Annotated in this window: 20 protein-coding genes; 12 read left to right on the forward strand and 8 right to left on the reverse strand. The window is 36.0% G+C overall.

Features of this window, described 5'->3' with window-relative positions; all coding sequences use genetic code 11:
• Positions 1–84: 84 nt before the first annotated feature.
• From AC57AW_RS16730 to AC57AW_RS16740, 3 genes are all read right to left on the reverse strand, one after another.
• Complete coding sequence (locus AC57AW_RS16730) at positions 85–549, reverse strand: hypothetical protein (protein WP_496352782.1); 465 nt, start codon at positions 547–549, stop codon at positions 85–87.
• A gap of 23 nt (positions 550–572) precedes the next feature.
• Complete coding sequence (locus AC57AW_RS16735) at positions 573–1,031, reverse strand: lipocalin-like domain-containing protein (protein WP_496352783.1); 459 nt, start codon at positions 1,029–1,031, stop codon at positions 573–575.
• Between the two features lie 132 nt (positions 1,032–1,163).
• Positions 1,164–3,185: a hypothetical protein gene (locus AC57AW_RS16740; protein WP_496352784.1), complete on the reverse strand. Its 2,022-nt coding sequence runs from the start codon at positions 3,183–3,185 to the stop codon at positions 1,164–1,166.
• A gap of 149 nt (positions 3,186–3,334) precedes the next feature.
• Here AC57AW_RS16740 and AC57AW_RS16745 point away from each other — a divergent pair, with 149 nt between their 5' ends.
• Entirely contained in the window at positions 3,335–3,949 is a 615-nt protein-coding gene (locus tag AC57AW_RS16745; protein WP_496352785.1) for a DUF4377 domain-containing protein, read from the forward strand.
• Positions 3,950–4,012: 63 nt separating this feature from the next.
• On the opposite strand, the gene AC57AW_RS16750 is transcribed toward AC57AW_RS16745, so the two are convergent.
• Complete coding sequence (locus AC57AW_RS16750; RefSeq protein ID WP_318845321.1) at positions 4,013–4,951, reverse strand: SPFH domain-containing protein; 939 nt, start codon at positions 4,949–4,951, stop codon at positions 4,013–4,015.
• Between the two features lie 194 nt (positions 4,952–5,145).
• On the opposite strand from AC57AW_RS16750, the gene AC57AW_RS16755 reads away from it, so the two are divergent.
• The 6 genes from AC57AW_RS16755 to AC57AW_RS16780 all read left to right on the forward strand — a co-directional run bounded on the left by AC57AW_RS16755 (position 5,146) and on the right by AC57AW_RS16780 (position 8,914).
• Complete coding sequence (locus AC57AW_RS16755) at positions 5,146–5,718, forward strand: Crp/Fnr family transcriptional regulator (RefSeq protein ID WP_318845320.1); 573 nt, start codon at positions 5,146–5,148, stop codon at positions 5,716–5,718.
• Between the two features lie 106 nt (positions 5,719–5,824).
• Positions 5,825–6,358 (forward strand): YceI family protein, encoded by a 534-nt coding sequence (locus AC57AW_RS16760; RefSeq protein ID WP_496352786.1) that lies wholly within the window; start codon positions 5,825–5,827, stop codon positions 6,356–6,358.
• Positions 6,359–6,397: 39 nt separating this feature from the next.
• On the forward strand, positions 6,398–6,616 hold the full coding sequence (locus AC57AW_RS16765) for a tautomerase family protein (protein WP_291896516.1): 219 nt from the start codon (positions 6,398–6,400) through the stop codon (positions 6,614–6,616).
• Positions 6,617–6,623: 7 nt separating this feature from the next.
• Entirely contained in the window at positions 6,624–7,358 is a 735-nt protein-coding gene (locus AC57AW_RS16770; protein WP_496352787.1) for an SDR family NAD(P)-dependent oxidoreductase, read from the forward strand.
• Positions 7,355–7,807, forward strand: a complete 453-nt coding sequence (locus tag AC57AW_RS16775; protein WP_496352788.1) for a nuclear transport factor 2 family protein — start codon at positions 7,355–7,357, stop codon at positions 7,805–7,807. Before AC57AW_RS16770 ends, AC57AW_RS16775 begins: the two co-directional genes overlap by 4 nt.
• Positions 7,808–7,837: 30 nt before the next feature.
• Complete coding sequence (locus AC57AW_RS16780; protein WP_496352789.1) at positions 7,838–8,914, forward strand: NAD(P)H-dependent flavin oxidoreductase; 1,077 nt, start codon at positions 7,838–7,840, stop codon at positions 8,912–8,914.
• Positions 8,915–8,917: 3 nt separating this feature from the next.
• Here AC57AW_RS16780 and AC57AW_RS16785 read toward each other — a convergent pair whose 3' ends face one another.
• Positions 8,918–10,273, reverse strand: coding sequence for a deoxyguanosinetriphosphate triphosphohydrolase (locus AC57AW_RS16785; protein WP_318846245.1), 1,356 nt, complete (start codon positions 10,271–10,273; stop codon positions 8,918–8,920).
• A 202-nt stretch (positions 10,274–10,475) separates the two neighbouring features.
• Between AC57AW_RS16785 and AC57AW_RS16790 the strand changes: the two genes are divergently transcribed.
• Together AC57AW_RS16790 and AC57AW_RS16795 are read left to right on the forward strand one after the other, a co-directional pair.
• Complete coding sequence (locus AC57AW_RS16790) at positions 10,476–11,105, forward strand: class I SAM-dependent methyltransferase (RefSeq protein ID WP_496352790.1); 630 nt, start codon at positions 10,476–10,478, stop codon at positions 11,103–11,105.
• A 91-nt stretch (positions 11,106–11,196) separates the two neighbouring features.
• A complete protein-coding gene (locus tag AC57AW_RS16795) occupies positions 11,197–11,931 on the forward strand; it encodes a DNA-formamidopyrimidine glycosylase family protein (protein WP_496352791.1) in 735 nt (244 codons plus the stop codon).
• A gap of 265 nt (positions 11,932–12,196) precedes the next feature.
• Here AC57AW_RS16795 and AC57AW_RS16800 read toward each other — a convergent pair whose 3' ends face one another.
• Both AC57AW_RS16800 and AC57AW_RS16805 read right to left on the reverse strand, forming a co-directional pair.
• Entirely contained in the window at positions 12,197–12,919 is a 723-nt protein-coding gene (locus AC57AW_RS16800; RefSeq protein ID WP_496352792.1) for a LytR/AlgR family response regulator transcription factor, read from the reverse strand.
• Positions 12,919–13,995 carry a sensor histidine kinase gene (locus AC57AW_RS16805; RefSeq protein WP_496352793.1) on the reverse strand — a complete coding sequence of 359 codons (1,077 nt, stop codon included), beginning with the start codon at positions 13,993–13,995 and terminating at the stop codon, positions 12,919–12,921. The genes AC57AW_RS16800 and AC57AW_RS16805 overlap by 1 nt, the downstream gene beginning before the upstream one ends.
• Before the next feature lie 191 nt (positions 13,996–14,186).
• Here AC57AW_RS16805 and AC57AW_RS16810 point away from each other — a divergent pair, with 191 nt between their 5' ends.
• The 3 genes from AC57AW_RS16810 (at position 14,187) to AC57AW_RS16820 (ending at position 16,523) form a co-directional block, all read left to right on the forward strand.
• Positions 14,187–14,615: a hypothetical protein gene (locus tag AC57AW_RS16810; protein ID WP_318845310.1), complete on the forward strand. Its 429-nt coding sequence runs from the start codon at positions 14,187–14,189 to the stop codon at positions 14,613–14,615.
• Between the two features lie 5 nt (positions 14,616–14,620).
• On the forward strand, positions 14,621–15,592 hold the full coding sequence (locus AC57AW_RS16815) for a DUF6268 family outer membrane beta-barrel protein (protein ID WP_496352794.1): 972 nt from the start codon (positions 14,621–14,623) through the stop codon (positions 15,590–15,592).
• A 274-nt stretch (positions 15,593–15,866) separates the two neighbouring features.
• Positions 15,867–16,523 carry a glycosyltransferase family 32 protein gene (locus tag AC57AW_RS16820; protein WP_318845308.1) on the forward strand — a complete coding sequence of 219 codons (657 nt, stop codon included), beginning with the start codon at positions 15,867–15,869 and terminating at the stop codon, positions 16,521–16,523.
• On the opposite strand, the gene AC57AW_RS16825 is transcribed toward AC57AW_RS16820, so the two are convergent.
• Positions 16,520–16,855, reverse strand: coding sequence for a DMT family transporter (locus tag AC57AW_RS16825; protein ID WP_047385461.1), 336 nt, complete (start codon positions 16,853–16,855; stop codon positions 16,520–16,522). The genes AC57AW_RS16820 and AC57AW_RS16825 overlap by 4 nt on opposite strands.
• Positions 16,856–17,761: the final 906 nt, after the last annotated feature.

The following is a 17,761-nucleotide window of genomic DNA, read 5'->3' on the forward strand; positions in this document are numbered from 1 at the left end:
TGGTTGTAAAAATCTTAGCGACTTTGTGTTTTCAAAAAAAAATTCTACTCGCTATGAGATTGCTTCATCTTTGGTTCGCAATGACTATACATCAGTGGAATTTTGTTTGTTTGGCTGAAGCTTTTTTCCTATCCAATATCCCAGTGAAGGCAGAATAAAAGACAATACCACCGGGAATATTAATGACAGCCCGGAACCCTCAAGAATAATCGTTAAAGGAAATAGATATCCGTTATAAACAATGAGCGCCAGTGTAAAAAGAAAACTATCGCTGTTGTTAGTGGAAAGAATATTGAAGTCGTTTCCAAACTGATTAAACAAACCTGACATCAGGAACAGCAAAACATTTACAAAAAATACCCACAGAACTGTTCTGTAAATCATTCCTTTGTTTGCATTCAGATAGCCAGCAAAAATCAGAAGAAGGCATAAAATCCCTGAAACGGTATAATCTAAACCGGACATAGCAAGCTCACTTCCAGACCTTCCAAAGAAATAGATCACATACAATACCATATTCAGGAGATAGATTATCGTTACATAATTCATACTTCAAAATTTAATATTTACCGTTAGTATTTTTTTTCAAGAATATCGTAGTGGATGGTGTTTACCATTTTTTCAGCGAGAGCATCTCCTTTTACTTTAATTGGGTTGGGAATGTAGCTTGAAAAAGTCATCGTGTTATCTTTATTCAGGGTTACTTCCACTTCTTCGAGAATATTCTGGTCATCTACATAGAACTGAAGTCTGTTTTCTATGATTCTCCAGAAGGAAAGTCTTGGTTCAGATGGGCTGCAGTCCCCTGTTTTCCCTTCTACATAATTATAAATAGCATATCCGTCCTCCCTGATCGCATAATTTCTCATCAGACGGCAGTTATCAAATTCTTTGACTACTTTCTTTTTATTTTCATAAAATCCGGACTCTTTCAGTTTCCAGAATCCCGTAACGTTTTCTTTCGTTAATTTTTGTGCATTAATACAAGAAAAAACTGCCATAAGAAAAGCAAGAGACAATACCTTCTGCATAGATGAATCTGTGTTTTTATATGATTTTAAACGAATATACAATAATTAGAATAAATAGTTTCGGCGGGCGGCTTCGCCGCCCGCCGAAACTATGAACCCTAAACTCGAAACTTTGAATTTTGAACTCAGCTACTATTTAAATTTCTTCTTAAAACTGAATTTAAGCCTGTTCATCAGCCCCGGTTCTATGATGTCAATTCCAATTCCGAAATTGCTGTCTGCAACGGTATGATGGTCTGTTCTGAACTTTTCAAACTCACTTTGAGGAATTTCAAGGTTGATCAGAGGATTATATTCGATGTATACACTTGCTCCGTTTTTGTTCACTTTTTTACGGCTTTTATAGTCAAAATACGGATTGGCAATGGTGCATTCCTGAACTGTATATTTTTCTCCCGTATCAATTTTCTGATCTGTATAAAGGTTGATTTCATACTTCTCGGTATCGAAATTATGCCAGAACGATAAATCTTTATGCATAAAATCTCTTGCACTTGCCTTTATAACATTTCTATCAAAATACATAAGGAAACGGTTGTTCTGCGGATCTACATAATAAGGATTTTCAACAACAGCGGTATATTGAATTTTCACTTCATTCAGCCTTTTATCATCGCTTACCACGTCAATAGCTGCATCTTTGAATACATTTCGGACATCTGTACCATTCCTGTCACTCGAATAATTCAAGCCATAGAAAAGGAAACCATTCCAGCTGTCTATAATTTCTCTTTTGTTGGTACTTTTGAAATATCTTCTCATCGCATTGGCCCTGCTTCCTTTATAGGTAGTTGACAGAGTAAACTTTCCGACAGTTCCCTGCACATTGAAATCTACTTTTTCATCAATACAGAAATAAGGAAATTTATAAGGCTGTCTTACCTGAAGCTCCTGATCTTTCTTCACCTCCAGATAATGCATAAAATACATGAATCCTCTGTTTTCTATCAATCCGAATTCATCACGGATTGTAGCATCAATAAAGTATTCCTGACCTTTATAATCCACTTTTACGACAACATGATTGAAGCTTAACAGTGACGGAAGGTAATATTTGATATAATAATCTGTATTAAAATTCACCAACACAACGGAAGCATCTACACCGATATAATCAAGGATCACTTTTAATAAAACTGATTTTGCTTTACAATCTCCCTGCTTATTTTCATAGGTTACAGATGGAGCCTGTGGTTTATGCCCATTCATCTCATCCGCATTGAAGATATAATAGATGTGATTCTGAACATATTCTATCGCAAACTGAAGTTTTTCCCCTTGATCGGTAATAGCATCCAGTTTTTCAATCAGGTTCGGAGCAAAATCCTGTAAGGAAGAGGCATTGAAAATCTCCTCATAAAGAGGCACAATATAATTGGAAAGATCTTTCCAGCTGCTTTCTGTAGCAAAATCCACATAAGGAAAAATCTCCCGTCCGGAATCTACAGGGTTGATATAATCCTGTTCTTCAATCACAAACTGATCTCCTTTTTTCAAATGGTTCGTTTCCGGTTCAAGAACATTTCCCTGCTCATCTCTGAAGAATGTCTTTTTATAGGCTATGGTCTGTTCACGTTCGTTGATAAAAGTGAATTTAAAATTGCCATAAGCCCAGTAATTATCCGGACTTACCCATACATATTTTGAGAATTCCTTTCTTAGGAAATCACGGTCGGTAAATTCTTTAATCCTTGAATCTTCTAAAATCAGTACATCATACAGCCTGAGATCTTTGATAGTAATATTAATCTTTTTATTACTGCTCAAAACACCTCCACTGCTCTGGTTCTCACTGTCAAGAACTTTAATATTGGTATCCGGAATTTTATCTATCAATACTCCGTCTCTTAAAACACTGATTCTGTGAATCTGATAGACTTCATTTTCTTCCACAATGACATCAGATACGGAAGCTCTCTCCAGATTCCCCGGCTCGTTCAGGGTATAAGCCATACAGACATATTCACTGTTTTCCGTATTGCTGGTATAGTATTTTTTGTCTAAAAAGTAGCAATAATCCCGGCCTTCATCAATTTGTTTTTTGGCAAATTCGGAGTCTTTGATTCTGTTTTTTATTTCCTCATCCCCGATATTTCCTGCCCACATTTCAGGTTTTTGAATCCTGTAATTTTCAACTTGCATCTGATTTTCCATATTTATTGTAAGAATTATGTTTTGTGGTTAGTGTTTAAGAACTTCAAATTAAATGATTAAAAAAGTAAAAAGCAATAGCAGAAGTACTACAAATTCAGGAAAGCCAGTTCGGCATGGTAATTGCGAGGTATGGGGAAAAAATCAAGTTTATGAAAAGTATCGCAACAATTCTAAAAGGGGCAGCACCCGCATTAGCATTATTCGCAATGACGCAGTGTACAACAGCAGCAAGTGCATCGGCAGGAGATGAAACAACCTTCATCGTAGGACCACAAACCGCAGACTGTACAGGCGTAGCTCCTATGAAATGTCTGCAGGTAAAAGAAAACGCTTCCGGAGACTGGACCAATTTCTACAGCAATATTGAAGGATTTACTTATGAACCGGGATATGAATATGTTTTAAAAGTAAAAACAGAAAAAATTGCCAATCCACCAGCTGATGGATCATCCATAAAATACACCCTGGTAAAGCAGGTTTCTAAAACCAAAAAGAAAGAAATGGCTGCCAATGAAAAAACACTTATTGTAGGAGCGCAGACCGTTGACTGTTCTGCAGGGGCAGGACGTATGAAGTGTATGCAGGTAAAAGAAAATGCTTCCGGAGACTGGACGAATTTCTACAGCAATATTGAAGGATTTACTTATGAACCTGGATATGAATATGTTTTGAAAGTAAAAACAGAAAAAATAGAGAATCCTCCGGCGGATGCTTCTTCCATCAAATACACCTTGATAGAACAGGTTTCTAAAACGAAAAAATAATAAAAAAGGCTCCCGAAATTTCAGGAGCCTTTTTATTTTGAAATGAGTTCTAATCTTTAATTTTTAAAATCCTGCTTCTTTTTGAGGAGGATCCGGATATTTGCCTTTACTGGCCTCTCCTACCGTATTTGCAGTAGTCATAGCCACCACAAGATCATTCAGCATGCTGCTGGCTGCCGTAGGTGAATTGGGAAGAAGAACCAGATTACTTCTGTTACTCGCTCCTATGGAATGTAATGTATCATAATGCTGTGTAACAACAATAAGTGCTGATGCTTCGTGAGAATTGATTTCTACATTATTCAGCATTCTTACAGATTCTTCAAGTCCTTTTGCAATTTCTCTTCTCTGATCGGCAATCCCCTGTCCCTGCAGTTTTTTAGATTCTGCTTCAGCTTTAGCAACCGCTACAATTCTGATTCTCTGTGCTTCAGATTCATATTCTGCAGCTGTTTTTTCTCTTTCCGCCGCGTTGATTCTGTTCATCGCATGTTTTACCTGCTCATCCGGATCAATATCTGTGACCAAAGCTTTGATAATATCATACCCGTAGCTGTTCATCGCTTCCTGAAGCTCACTTTTCACAGCAATCGCTACATCATCTTTCCTTACAAAAACATCATCCAGTTTCAACTTTGGAACTTCAGCACGCACCACATCAAAAACAAATGAAGTGATTTGATTCTCAGGATTTTCCAAACGGTAAAACGCATCTCCCACCTGATTTCTGATAACCTGATACTGAACGGAAATTTTCATTTTGATGAAAACATTATCTAATGTTTTCGTATCAATCATGACATCCAGCTGCTGAATTCTCAGATTCAGCCTTTTAGCAATCTGATCTATAATAGGCAACTTAAGATGAAGACCGGAATGTTTTACAGCACGGAATTTTCCAAAACGTTCAATGATCGCCGCGGTTTCCTGCTTAACCACAAAGAACGAAGCGAATAAAATGATTAGCCCGAAGAAAATAACGGGCGCTAAATATATTCCCATAGTTTTTAATTTTTTAATAGGTCGTAATAAATTCTGTTTTGTTAAACATATTCATTGGTATTTGTTTAAATATATGAAAAATAAATGTAAGATTTGACACATCATCTTCTAATAATGAAGCTTACGAATGATTGATCATTTTTAAATTAAAATTATTCCGAAAAAAACTTATTTTTGAATATTCATTATACACCATGGCTGATTCCAAAGAAATATTAAAGGATCATATCTCAAAATTTACTACTCTTACAGAAGAGCAGTTTGATTATGTTTTTGGACATTTTAACCTCATTACTTTAAAGAAAGGACAAAGTCTGATTTCGGAAGGTGATTTCGTAAATCATGAATATTTCGTCCTGGACGGCTGCCTGAAAGCCTTTTATCTGAATGACAGTATGAAAATGTTTATTCTCCAGTTTGCCATGCCTACCTGGTGGGTCACAGATTTTGATGCACTTTACAGTAAAACAAGAGCTACCATTAATGTAGACTGCATTACAAATGCTACTATTCTTTCTATTTCTAACGAAGACAGGGAAAAAATCTGCAACGAAATTCATGAGGTTGAACATTTTTTCAGATGGAGAACCAACAAAGGCTATGTAGCTGCACAGAAACGCCTGCTTTCTTTCATGAATAATGATGCTAAATTCCGGTATGAGGAGCTTTTATCAATGTATCCCCAACTGTACAATCTGGTTCCGAAACACCTGATTGCGTCTTACCTTGGAGTCACCAGAGAAACCCTGAGCAGACTTCATCAATAATCAACATCTTACAACCGTTTACCCTCTCTTCTATTTTGTGAGGTACATCACGTAACTTTTTCTTCCAATCGGCTGAACTTTGTGTCATTAATTAAACCCAATAAAAATGGACACAAAAAATTTCAAAGTCAATAGCGAAAACAGTACGATCGACTGGATCGGAAGAAAAGTAACCGGAGCTCACAACGGAACAATCGGTGTAAAAGAAGGAAGCTTCACATTTGAAGACGGAAAATCTGTCTCTGGAAAATTTATCATTGATACCCGCGCTATCAAAATCCTTGATATTGAAGATGCTGAAACCAATGCTCAGTTTGCAGGCCACCTGACTTCTGACGACTTCTTCAATTCTGATCAGTTTCCTGAAGCTACTTTCGAAATCACTCATGCTGAACCAGGCGATCAGAATCTGTATTACGTAACCGGAGATCTTACCATAAAAGGTATTACCCATTCCATCAACACGAGTCTAAACATTGTAACAACAGACAATACAGCTGTTTTAGATGCTAAAATTGTAGTTGACAGAACGAAATTCAATATCAAATTCAGATCTTCTAATTTCTTCACCAACCTTGGTGACACGCTGATCTACAACAATTTTGATTTAAATATTCATCTTGTTGCAGAGGCAAACTAACGGAACTCAAAGATCAATTAACCTTAAAAATTTACCATCATGCCATTCATAAAAGTAGATGTGCTTCGCGAAGATCTTACCCGCGAAACGAAACAACAATTAATCAGAAAAATAAGTGAAGCTGTAACTTCGGTTTTAAATAAAGATCCTCATTTGACTCATATTGTCATCAATGAAATTGAAGATGATAACTGGGGATATGCCGGAGAACAGGTTTCAGTATTAAAAGAACAGGGATTTTCAACAGAAAAAAAATAAATCAGAAATGAAAAAGCAAACCGTAATCGTAACAGGAGCCTCTTCAGGAATAGGATTGGAAACAGCCCGTTATTTCTTAGACAGAGGTGATAATGTCATCATCAATTCACAAACTACATCCAAACTAGAGGAAGTTTACAATGAATTGGGAGCCGGTGAAAATCTGGCCATGGTTGCCGGAAATGTAGCAGAGAAAGCAACGGGAGATGCTTTGGTAAAAACAGCACTTGAAAGATTTGGATCAATAGACGTTCTTGTCAACAATGCAGGCATTTACGAGAACAAACCTTTCCTTGAAGTTACTGAAGACTATCTTGACCGTTTTTTAACAACGAATTTAAAAGGAACATTCTTTACAACACAGGCTGTGATCCCTCAAATGATCAAACAGAAAGATGGTGTGGTGATCAATGTAGGAACACCATTGGTGTATCATGCCATTGCACAGTCTCCTTCTACAGCACCTATTTCGAGCAAAGGAGCTATTCATGCACTGACGTTGCAACTGGCTGCAGAGTTTGGAAAAGAGAATATCAGGGTAAATACCGTTGCTCCGGGATTGATCAGAACGCCAATGCATGGTGCAGGTCTTGATAACAATGCCGCAATGCACCTCATCAACCGTATCGGGGAGCCGGAAGAAATAGCTCAGATGATTCATGCGATTGCTAAAAATAAATTAATTTCCGGAGCCATCATCAATGTTGACGGGGGAATGGGTGCCGGACATTCTTTATCATGAAACTATTATTAATCTTTGCATGGCTGTTCAGTTTTCCATTGAACAGCCATGCACAAAATAAAAAGGATATGAAAACCAACCCGACATCAGAAACTGAAATAAGAAACGTCATTGAAAATTATTATTTCAAAGGCATTTATGAAGGAAATACAGACCTTCTTAAGAAAGCGTTCTATAAAGGCGCATTGCTTTTTGGAGACGTAGATGGTGTTCCGTATTTCAAAACAGCAAATCAATATATTGAAGGAGTTGGAAGCCGTGTCAGTCCGGAAAAATCCGGAAAAGATTTTAAAGCCGTAATTATTTCAATTGACGTCATTAATTCCATTGCTACAGCGAAATTAAATGTAAGAATGTATGATTTTAATTATTATAATTTCATAACTTTCAATAACATAGACGGAGAATGGCTTATCGTTAACAAAACACTGACCAACGTGCATCTTTAATTCAAATTTTAATTAAAAATCAACAACATCATGTGGAATAAAAATAGAATTACGGAATTACTGGGTATTGAATACCCTATTCTGCAAGGTCCTTTTGGCGGAGGTCTTTCTACGGTTGAACTGACAACAACGGTGAGCAATCTTGGCGGATTAGGCGGATTCGGAGCATATACTTTGTCACCACAGGAAATCTATGACATTCACAAAGAAATACAAACGAAAACGGATAAACCCTACAATCTCAATCTCTGGGTAAAAGATCACGATATTATTGATGAAGAGCATACAAAAGCACAATATCAAAAAGCTATTGAAACTTTTAAACCTTATTTTGATCTTTTAGATACAGCTATTCCTTCACCTCCATCCTCTTTTGAATCGAGATTTCAGAATCAGCTGGATGTTATTTTTGATATTAAACCTAAAGTCTTCAGCTTTATGTTTGGATTGATGGACGAAAATATCATTGAAGATCTTCATCAGCAGGGAACTATTGTTTTGGGAAATGCAACAACCATAAATGAAGCTGTTGCTCTGGAAAAAACCGGAGTGGACGTCATTGTAGCTTCCGGCTTCGAAAGTGGCGGCCACCGGCCTTCGTTTCTTGATCAGGCTGAACTTTCTACAACAGGCACTTTTGCACTGATTCAATTGATTAAAGACAAGGTAAAAATCCCTGTAGTTGCTGCGGGAGGAATTGCCAACGGCCGTGGAATTGCCGGAGCTTTCCAACTGGGAGCGGAAGCAGTACAAATCGGAACAGCATTTCTGGCCACGGAAGAATCCGGAGCGTTACCGATCCACAAAGAGTTTTTATTTTCCGATGCTGCACAATCTACCACTCTTACCAGAGCGTATACTGGAAGATTAGGACGTGGAATTACCACAAAAATATCACGAGATGTATTGGCAGCCACCGACAAAACATTACCATTTCCTCTACAGACTCATTTTATGGGTGCGTTGAGAAAAGCGGCTTTGGAACAGCAAAAGAATGATTTGGTTTTCTTCTGGGCAGGTCAGATTGCTCCGCTTTTAAAGCATAAAAAAGCCTCCACTTTAATGCAGTCATTAATAGAAGAGGCTTCTGAATTATTGAATAAATAGAATTTACACGGTCATTCCAATGTCTATTCCTTTAATTTTTCTATACAAATCGGTAGCGTAATTATCGGTCATTCCTGAAACAAAGTCTATGATTCCGAGGACTTTCTGGTAGTCTGTTCCGTTTTCGTAGACAAATTGTTTTGGGAGTAATTTCAACGCCTTTTTATCGTAAGATTTTCTTTCTTCTTCAGGCTTCAGAATAGAAGGGATAAAATGATCCAGCAATTCATACATTACGTTATACCCGGCATTTTCAATCTCCACCACGGCTTTATGGTTGTAGATTTTTTCCACTGAGAAACTTGCAATATCCTGTAAAGCTTTGTTTTCATCCTTATACATATCAAGCAGGCCATTACCTAAATTTCCTTCAAGAATCGTTTCAAAGTTGTATTTATACATCTCAAGGGACTTGTTGATTAAAGCATTAATTACTTTTGCTCTTAAGTAAGAAATCTGTTCGTTTTCATTGGAGATAGAACTTAATTTTCTCTCAATTCTCTGAACATCATCTGTCTCAGATTTTACCAGTTCAAAAAATAAGTTTTTGCAGTCTGCGGTTGAAACAATTCCCAATCTGTGGGCATCTTCCATATCGATAATGTTGTAGCAGATGTCGTCCGCCGCTTCTACCAGCCATACAAAAGGGTGTCTTTTAAAAATATGAGGCTCTTCGCTTTCAGAAATAAGCTGGGTTCCTTTGGCAATTTCAAGAAATATATCTTTTTCATTCTGGAAAAACCCGAATTTCTTCCTGTGAATGATTCCTTTTTTCTTGGCAACAGCCTCGCATGGATATTTAGCAATACTTGCCAGTGTTGAAAAAGTAAGCTGAATACCTCCAGCATCTTTCCCCTGCTGCTGCTGTGCCAGCACTCTGATCGCATTGGCATTTCCTTCAAAATTGACCAGATCTGCCCATTCCTTTTCATTGAATTTTGATTTCAGGTCTTTTTCATTTCTTTCAAAATAGCTTGCAATGGCATCTTCCCCGGAATGTCCAAAGGCAGGATTTCCTACATCATGACACAAACATGCAGCTGCAATTACGTTTCCTAAATTATAGAGATAAAAATTCTTTGAATCTTCAGTAAGTTCACTTTTAAAATCTTCAGCAATGAATTCACCAATGATACTTCCTAAACTTCTTCCTACAGATGATACTTCCAGAGAATGTGTCAGCCTGTTGTGTACAAAAACACTTCCGGGAAGAGGAAAAACCTGCGTTTTATTCTGCAATCTTCTGAAAGCAGAAGAGAAGATAATTCTATCGAAATCCCTTTGAAAATCAGTTCGTGAAGCTTTAGTCTGTGGATTGTTTCCTGTACGTTGATTGGTGAAAATCTGGTTTAAATTCATCATTTTTCAAAATTACTCCAAATTTTAATTGTACGGAACAGTATTTAGATTTTTATTAAACAGATCTGTCATTCAAAAAATCTATTATAGCAAACGTTTTTTAAGGATAGTAAAGCTTGAAGAAATATTCTACATTTGATGAGACTAATACAACTGAAGAATACTTATAAATTCTTTATCCAAATTTTAAAATTCTTTTACAATGACCGACAAAACATGGCTCAACAGATGGGACGAAAGGTATAGCAGCGAAGAGTTTGCTTATGGAACAGAACCCAACAACTACCTGAGAGAACAACTTAGTAAAATAAAACCAGGCAAGATCCTTTTCCCTGCAGAAGGTGAAGGCCGAAATGCTGTTTTTGCGGCAACTCAGGGATGGCAGGTTTCAGCATTCGACATCAGTGCCAATGGAAGAAACAAAGCATTACAGCTTGCAAAACAGCTGGGAACTACGATTGATTATCAGGTTGGAGAACTTTCAACGCTGAATTATCAGGAACAACAGTTTTATGCCATTGCTCTTATCTACGCCCATTTTCCGGGAGATATTAAATCTTCCATCCATCAAATGCTGAATCTATATCTGCGTAAAGGCGGTTTCATTATTTTCGAAGCTTTCAGTAAAAATCATCTTGAATATATCGCAAAGAATGAAAAGGTAGGCGGTCCAAAAGATATTGAATCTTTATTCTCTGTTGAAGAAATTAAGGCAGACTTTCCGGATTATCACATCTTAGAATTAACAGAAACAGAGATTGAACTTAAAGAAGGGTTGTTTCACAATGGAACTGGTTCTGTGATCCGTTTTGTTGGACAAAAGCAGGTCTAAAGATATTTTAAAACTGGTTTGTTTTGGGATAAAACTCAGGATTTTATTTGGTTATGGAATATTATTTGAATCTTTATCTCAAAACAAACGTATGCCTGAAGGTCCATCCATCCTATTAATGAAAGAAAGCCTGCAGCCATTTGCAGGTCAGCAAGTGACAGAAGTTTCAGGAAATGCCAAATTCGAGAAAGAAAGTTTTATTGGCCAATCCCTTCTGGAAATCCGAACTTTTGGAAAACAAACTTATCTCGTTTTTGAAAAAGCAGCGATCCGGATTCATTTATTAATGTTTGGTTCTTACAGCATTGATGAACAGACCAAACCGGATAAGAGTTTACGTTTAGCACTATTTTTCTCTACCGGAAGCATCTATTTTTACACCTGTTCTGTAAAATCTGTAGACCTTGAATTTCTCTCCACAATTGATTGGGAAGCTGATATAATGAGCGATCAGTGGAATCCTAAAAAAGCAGAGGAAAAACTGAAATCAAATCCAAAAATGATGGTGTGTGATGCATTGATGAATCAGGATATTTTCTCTGGTGTCGGCAATATTATTAAAAATGAAGTGCTTTTCAGAGTTGGAGTACAGCCGGAAAGTTTACTGGGGAATCTTCCCGCCAAAAAAAGAAAAGAGCTTATTGCTGAAGCCAGGAATTACAGTTTTGATTTTCTGAAATGGAAAAGAGAATTTGTATTGAAAAAACACTGGCTTGTTCATACCAAATCTCTATGTCCGGTTTGTGGACAGAAATTAATTAAAAAACAAACAGGTGTTGGCAAAAGGAGGAGCTTCTATTGCGAAAAAGATCAGAAGCTTTATTAGATCAATACTATTTTAAGTTTTGGCTAAAGCCGTTGAGAGCCCGTCCTGCACCATTTGATTTTTGTCATTCTGACGAAGGTAGAATCTTACTGATGGTTAAAAACATGAGACTCTTCACTACACTTCATTTTATTCAGAACGAAACTTTTGATATTTTTTTCCCACAGATTACACAGACTTTCACAGATAAAGATGTGTGTTTTTTACATCGCAAATCCTACAAAGTACTATTACTCATTACTTATTATTCATTACTCATTTTATATCAGTCTGAATTCAGGAGTCCTCCGGCAAATTTTGTGAAAAAATCAGATCTGTAGACTTCACCAAGGGGAATTTCTGAGTCTTCGATGTAGATATTATGATTATCAAATGAATCAATATAATTCATATTGACAACGTATGATTTGCTTACTCTGATGAAGGTTTCGCCAGATATTTTCTGATGAATGGTTTTTAAATTCATTGCCGTAATAAGCTTTTGCTGCTTTGTATGAATGACCACATAATCCTTAAGCCCTTCTATGAATTTAATATCTGAAAAACTGATTTTATAGAATCTTCGCTCTGCTTTGATGAATAAAAAGTCTGCAGTATTAGATTCTACTGTATTTTTCACGGTGTCTTTAGACAAAAGTTCGGTATAGAGTATTGCTTTCTCAACAGCCTTTTCCAGTCTCTGGGGATCAATAGGCTTCAGCAGGTAATCTACCGCTTCCAGTTCGTAACTTTTTAGTGCATATTGAGAATAGGCTGTTGTAAAGATAATCAGTGATTTTTTGGGAAGCATTTCTGCAAACTCAAGACCTGTCACCATGGGCATTTCAATATCCAGGAAAATAAGGTCTACATCATTATCTTTAACAAAATCAAGGGCAGACGGTGCATTGGAAAATTCACCAAGGATATCAATATTGGAAATTTCAGCGATCAGCGATCTCATTTCCGATCTTGCCAGGGGTTCATCATCAACTATAATACAATTCATCACACGGGAATTTTTAAATTTACACAATATTCTTTTTCACCTGATTCTATCTGCAGATTGAAGGTATCACTATAGAGAAGTTCAAGCCTTCTGGTGATGTTGGCTAGTCCAAGTCCGCTGCTTTTTTTGTCCGAAACAATATAACCTGCATTTCTGGAGTTGACACACATAAAATGAAGCTGCTTATTCTCGATACTGATTTTTATCTTCACATATGACTCTCCCCCACTAATATCTATGCTATGTTTGACGGCATTTTCAACAAAAGTGGTAAACAGGTTTGGCGGGATAAACGTACTGTTGAGCATTCTTTTATCAACATCGGTCTGAATATCAAATGAGAAATTATCCCGTCTTATCTTTTCGAGGTTTAAAAAGTTGGACAGAAAATCAATTTCTGAAGTCAACAGTGTTTTTTCTTCACTGTTTTCATATAGCTGATATCTGAGAAATTCAGAAAGCTTTACAATAACAACAGAAGCTTTTGCAGGATCTGTTCTGATGAGTGCTTTTACATTATTCAGCATATTAAAGAGAAAATGGGGATTGATCTGGTTTCTCAGTTCATTCAACTCCATATTCAGGGTAAGGTTGCTCAGCTCGCTGATCCTTTTATTATCACTGATCCATTTTTGTAAAAGTTTTACGGTTGTGGTTGTGAGAATAATCGGAATACACATCAGCACACCTTCATAGATTCCTCCTTTTTCGTTATCCTTCGGAATATATTGCGTTCTGAATTCTCCAAAAAAATATTTGAAACTATACCCAATGAAATTGAGTCCCATCACTCCCATCAGAACAAGCAATACAAGATAAGTAAGGTATTTTGTTTTAAAGAAAAACCGTGGGACCAATACATATATATTAATGTAAACCATTGCAATAAGAACGGTATAGACAAAGAATAAAACATAGTATTGATAGATTCCGGAATACCAGTGCCAGAATCTCGCGCTATACAGCATAAAGAAAAAGAAGATCAGAAACAGCAGATGCCTTCGGAGTCCGTACTTCGCTTCCACCAAAAAATCCATTACAAAGGTTTCTTCAAATTTCTGCGGACTGTATTTCATACGATAGGCTCATTTTATCATTAACAAAAATAGACAATAACGGAAATTACAACTATTTTATTATACAAAACCTGCATTTTATTATACCAATTATAGAACTCCGGGATTTTGTATAAAATACCTGCCATTTTGTATAAAAACAAATTCACGCTCTGCTTTTCTCTATTCCTTTGTCCTGTAAAATAACACTTATGGAATTAACAGCTTTTCATGAACTGACTCAGGAAATATCATTAGAATGCTTCTTTATGACAGAATCTCAACAGGAAGAAAAAGTAATACAGCTCATTGATTTACATCATTTTGTAGAATGTTTTGAACCAAAAATGAAAATTCTCAGCTATCTCCACCATCCTATTAATATTGTAGAAGATCATGGTGATAAAAAAGGAATTCTGTTTTGTGATCTGAACCACTCTCCTGTGCCTGACAGTAATGCTTCTGAAGAGTTTAGAAGAAGATATGGGCTCTCAGAACTCTGGTTTGTTTTTGTAGAGGAAACCCATATTCCGGATACAGGCAGCTATACGGATGCAGTCATTGAAAACAGTCTGGATATCTTCTATGACAAAATTTTCACCTTCAATTTTTTTCAATCTGTAATTCAAACCTTAAAATAAACACCATGAAAGCATTAAGAAGAGTACTTGTCCCACTGGCAATACTCCCTTTAAAAAACATTACTTACGCCCAGAAAAAAGACAGTATTCCATTGAAAGTACGTGCTTTTTTTGCTGATAAAATTCCGCAGGCACGTAACTTTAATGTTGAATACACCTTTGTCACTCCTTCCTCATTCTCTTCACAGCTTCAGGGGCAGGATCTTCCGGACAATAAGGTAAAAAGTTTTCAGCAGATGAAAGCAGATGCCAATATTTACTTTATCAAAAAGAGGAACTGGCTTTTGAGTACTACACTGAACTATCGCTACACTTCAATCACAAACGAGAATCCTGTCATCCCCGGAACTGAAACCGAGAAAGATTTCCATTATCATTCAGAATCGGTCAATCTGAGTTATTTTTCGAGATTATTCAAAAAGACAGCCATTTATTCCGCCAGCATTTCTGCAGATGGAAGTGATCAGCATTTTGAACGTATCAGAGGTTTGGTAACCGCTTCATTAGTTTTAAAAGCCACTCCGAAAACAAAAATGTCCATTGGGTTGGCGGGGATTATCGATCCCAGTACGCAGATTCCAGTGCTGCCTATTTTTGCTTATGAAAACAGATTCAATAACGGATGGGTATTGGATGTTCTACTTCCGAGAAAAGTATTGGTAAGGAAAGATATTTCTTCCAACGGAAGGCTTTCTCTGGGAACGGAAATGGATAATACATCATTTTATACTTACCGCAATAATAATACGTACGAATTCCGGCAGGTTGCCATCAATTCTGGTGTGATCTATGAGCATAATCTGGGTGGAAACTTCATAGGAACTTTTAAAACCGGGTTCAGAGCAAATATAAACTCAAGGGCTTTCAATAAACAGGATTCCTTCAATGATTATCTATGGAAAGGAACTTATAAACCTTCACTCTATTTTAATGCCGGAATTTCTTATAATCCTTTTGAAAGAAAAAGAACAAAGTAAAATCAACAAAGCTTTTCTCAGCCTGTGCTTAATTTTGATTTTTACAATATCTGAACTTATTTTCAATAATCCCAGATCAGGAGATTAAAAGAAAATTAAAATTTTTCATCTCCGGCATTTAACCATTTTCACAAAATACAATCAAAACTTCAGCTAAACATAAGCTGTTTCACATTCAGAGATTATCTCTCTTATGAAAAATCTCATTAGTGTACGAACATAGTTGATGAAAAATGATTTCAGGATTTTAATAAGAACATACTAAAAATAGAAAATGGCAGTACCTAAACAAATATTTCAGACTTTTATAACCAAAAAACTTCCTTTGATTACACGATATCATGTCTGGAATATGAAAAGAAAAAACCCGGGATACCGCTATTTTTTCTATGATGACCAGGATATAGAGAAATTTATCACCGAAGAATTTCCTCCTGAATATATTGAAAGCTATCGTAAACTGACTATAGGAGCTTCAAAAGCAGATTTCTTCAGATATGCTGTTTTATATAAAAAAGGCGGAATATATCTGGATATCGACAGCAGCATTATAAAACCGTTTGAAAAACTTATCAAGGAAGATGATGAAGCTGTGATCAGCGTAGAAAGGCACGAAAATCTGTATGTTCAATGGGCGCTTATTTTCAATAAAAATCATCCTTTTCTAAAGAAAACATTAGAATTGATGATTGATAATATAAACAATCACCGCTATCCACATAATATACATGCTACAACAGGTCCTACCGTGTTCAGTAATGGGATCAGAGAATCTTTGAAAGAAAATCCAGCGATACCTTTTACCTTGTTTGAGGGAATTGAATTCCGGGGCTATTTAAAATTCAAATATAAACTGGGAAAGTTTTTCTTATACAAAAAAAGGTCTCAACATTGGAAACAGATGCAAAAGCATCAGGAGATTATTTTTTAATGCGTTCCCATTTTTGAAAATACATTAATAATAATCACTCCTATTACAATCAGAGCAATACCAATAATAGCTGGCAAGTCCGGAATCTGCTTAAAAGCAATAACCCCAATCATTGTTATAAAGACAATTCCCACTCCGGACCAGATTGCATAGGTAATTCCTACAGGAATCTGACGAAGGGTGAGACTTAGAAAATAAAAAGCACAGGCATATCCTATGACGGTCACTACGGATGGCCATAGTTTGGAGAATTCCTCAGACTTTTTCAGAAAACTCGTAGCGATGATCTCAAATACAATAGCTAAAGCAAGAAAAATATAACTGCGTCCCATAAATTTATTCTTTGTACAAAAGTAACAAAAGCACTTCGGTACTTCCAAAAAGGAATAGCAATAGAATTCTCTGTTTTTCCAAAGAAAGCAAATATTTCGCCGTGTTTGTTACACTGTGAAAACTCTCAGTTTTTAAACGACTAATCATGTGATTACACTTCCCACAGGCACTTAAGTCATCTTAAGTGCCTTATATTTAATTGCATTCAAGATTTGAATGGTTTGAAAAAGTATGCCACTATGCAATCTTTTTTCTCTTTTCTGACACAAAAACAATATTTCTCCATGTCATGAAATGTGACAGATGACAAAAATTCCGAATGAAAAACGATGCTAAAAATAAATTTTCTTAACATGAAAATCCTTTTCGCGTGAAAAATTTACATTCAAAAAAAGTGGTTTAAAACAATATTATGCTGCGCATTATTTATTATTTGTTTTATCAACTCCAATATAGAAGTCGATAAACGGTTAACATTTTCACATAATTTTACAGATAGAATAATAAAAGTATTAATAAATTCTCAATAATGCATTAATTTAATGTAAACAAAAATTAACCAATAAATGAACACCAACCACCGTAATACACTGATATACATCATAAGTATTTACTTTGGCACATGATTTGAAAGTAGTAATATTGCAATTGAAAGATTGATAAAAAAAAGTCAAATAATTAAAAATAATACAAAATGGTAACTTATATCGGTATCGTAACAGGTTTAGTAGTAATCACTTCATATTTCATGACAGTAAGAAGAGAAAGAAACTAATTTAAAATAAAGCAAGCTTATAGAAAATCTATACTAATTATATTGTTTTATGTTTTTAGTCTGAGAGATCGGATTGCTCTTTTACTCATCGGGTAAAAGGGCCCAAAAACATAAACAGCAAGATCTTAGT

Source organism: Chryseobacterium sp. BGA-UO-ETr-SB22 (genome assembly GCF_059567885.1).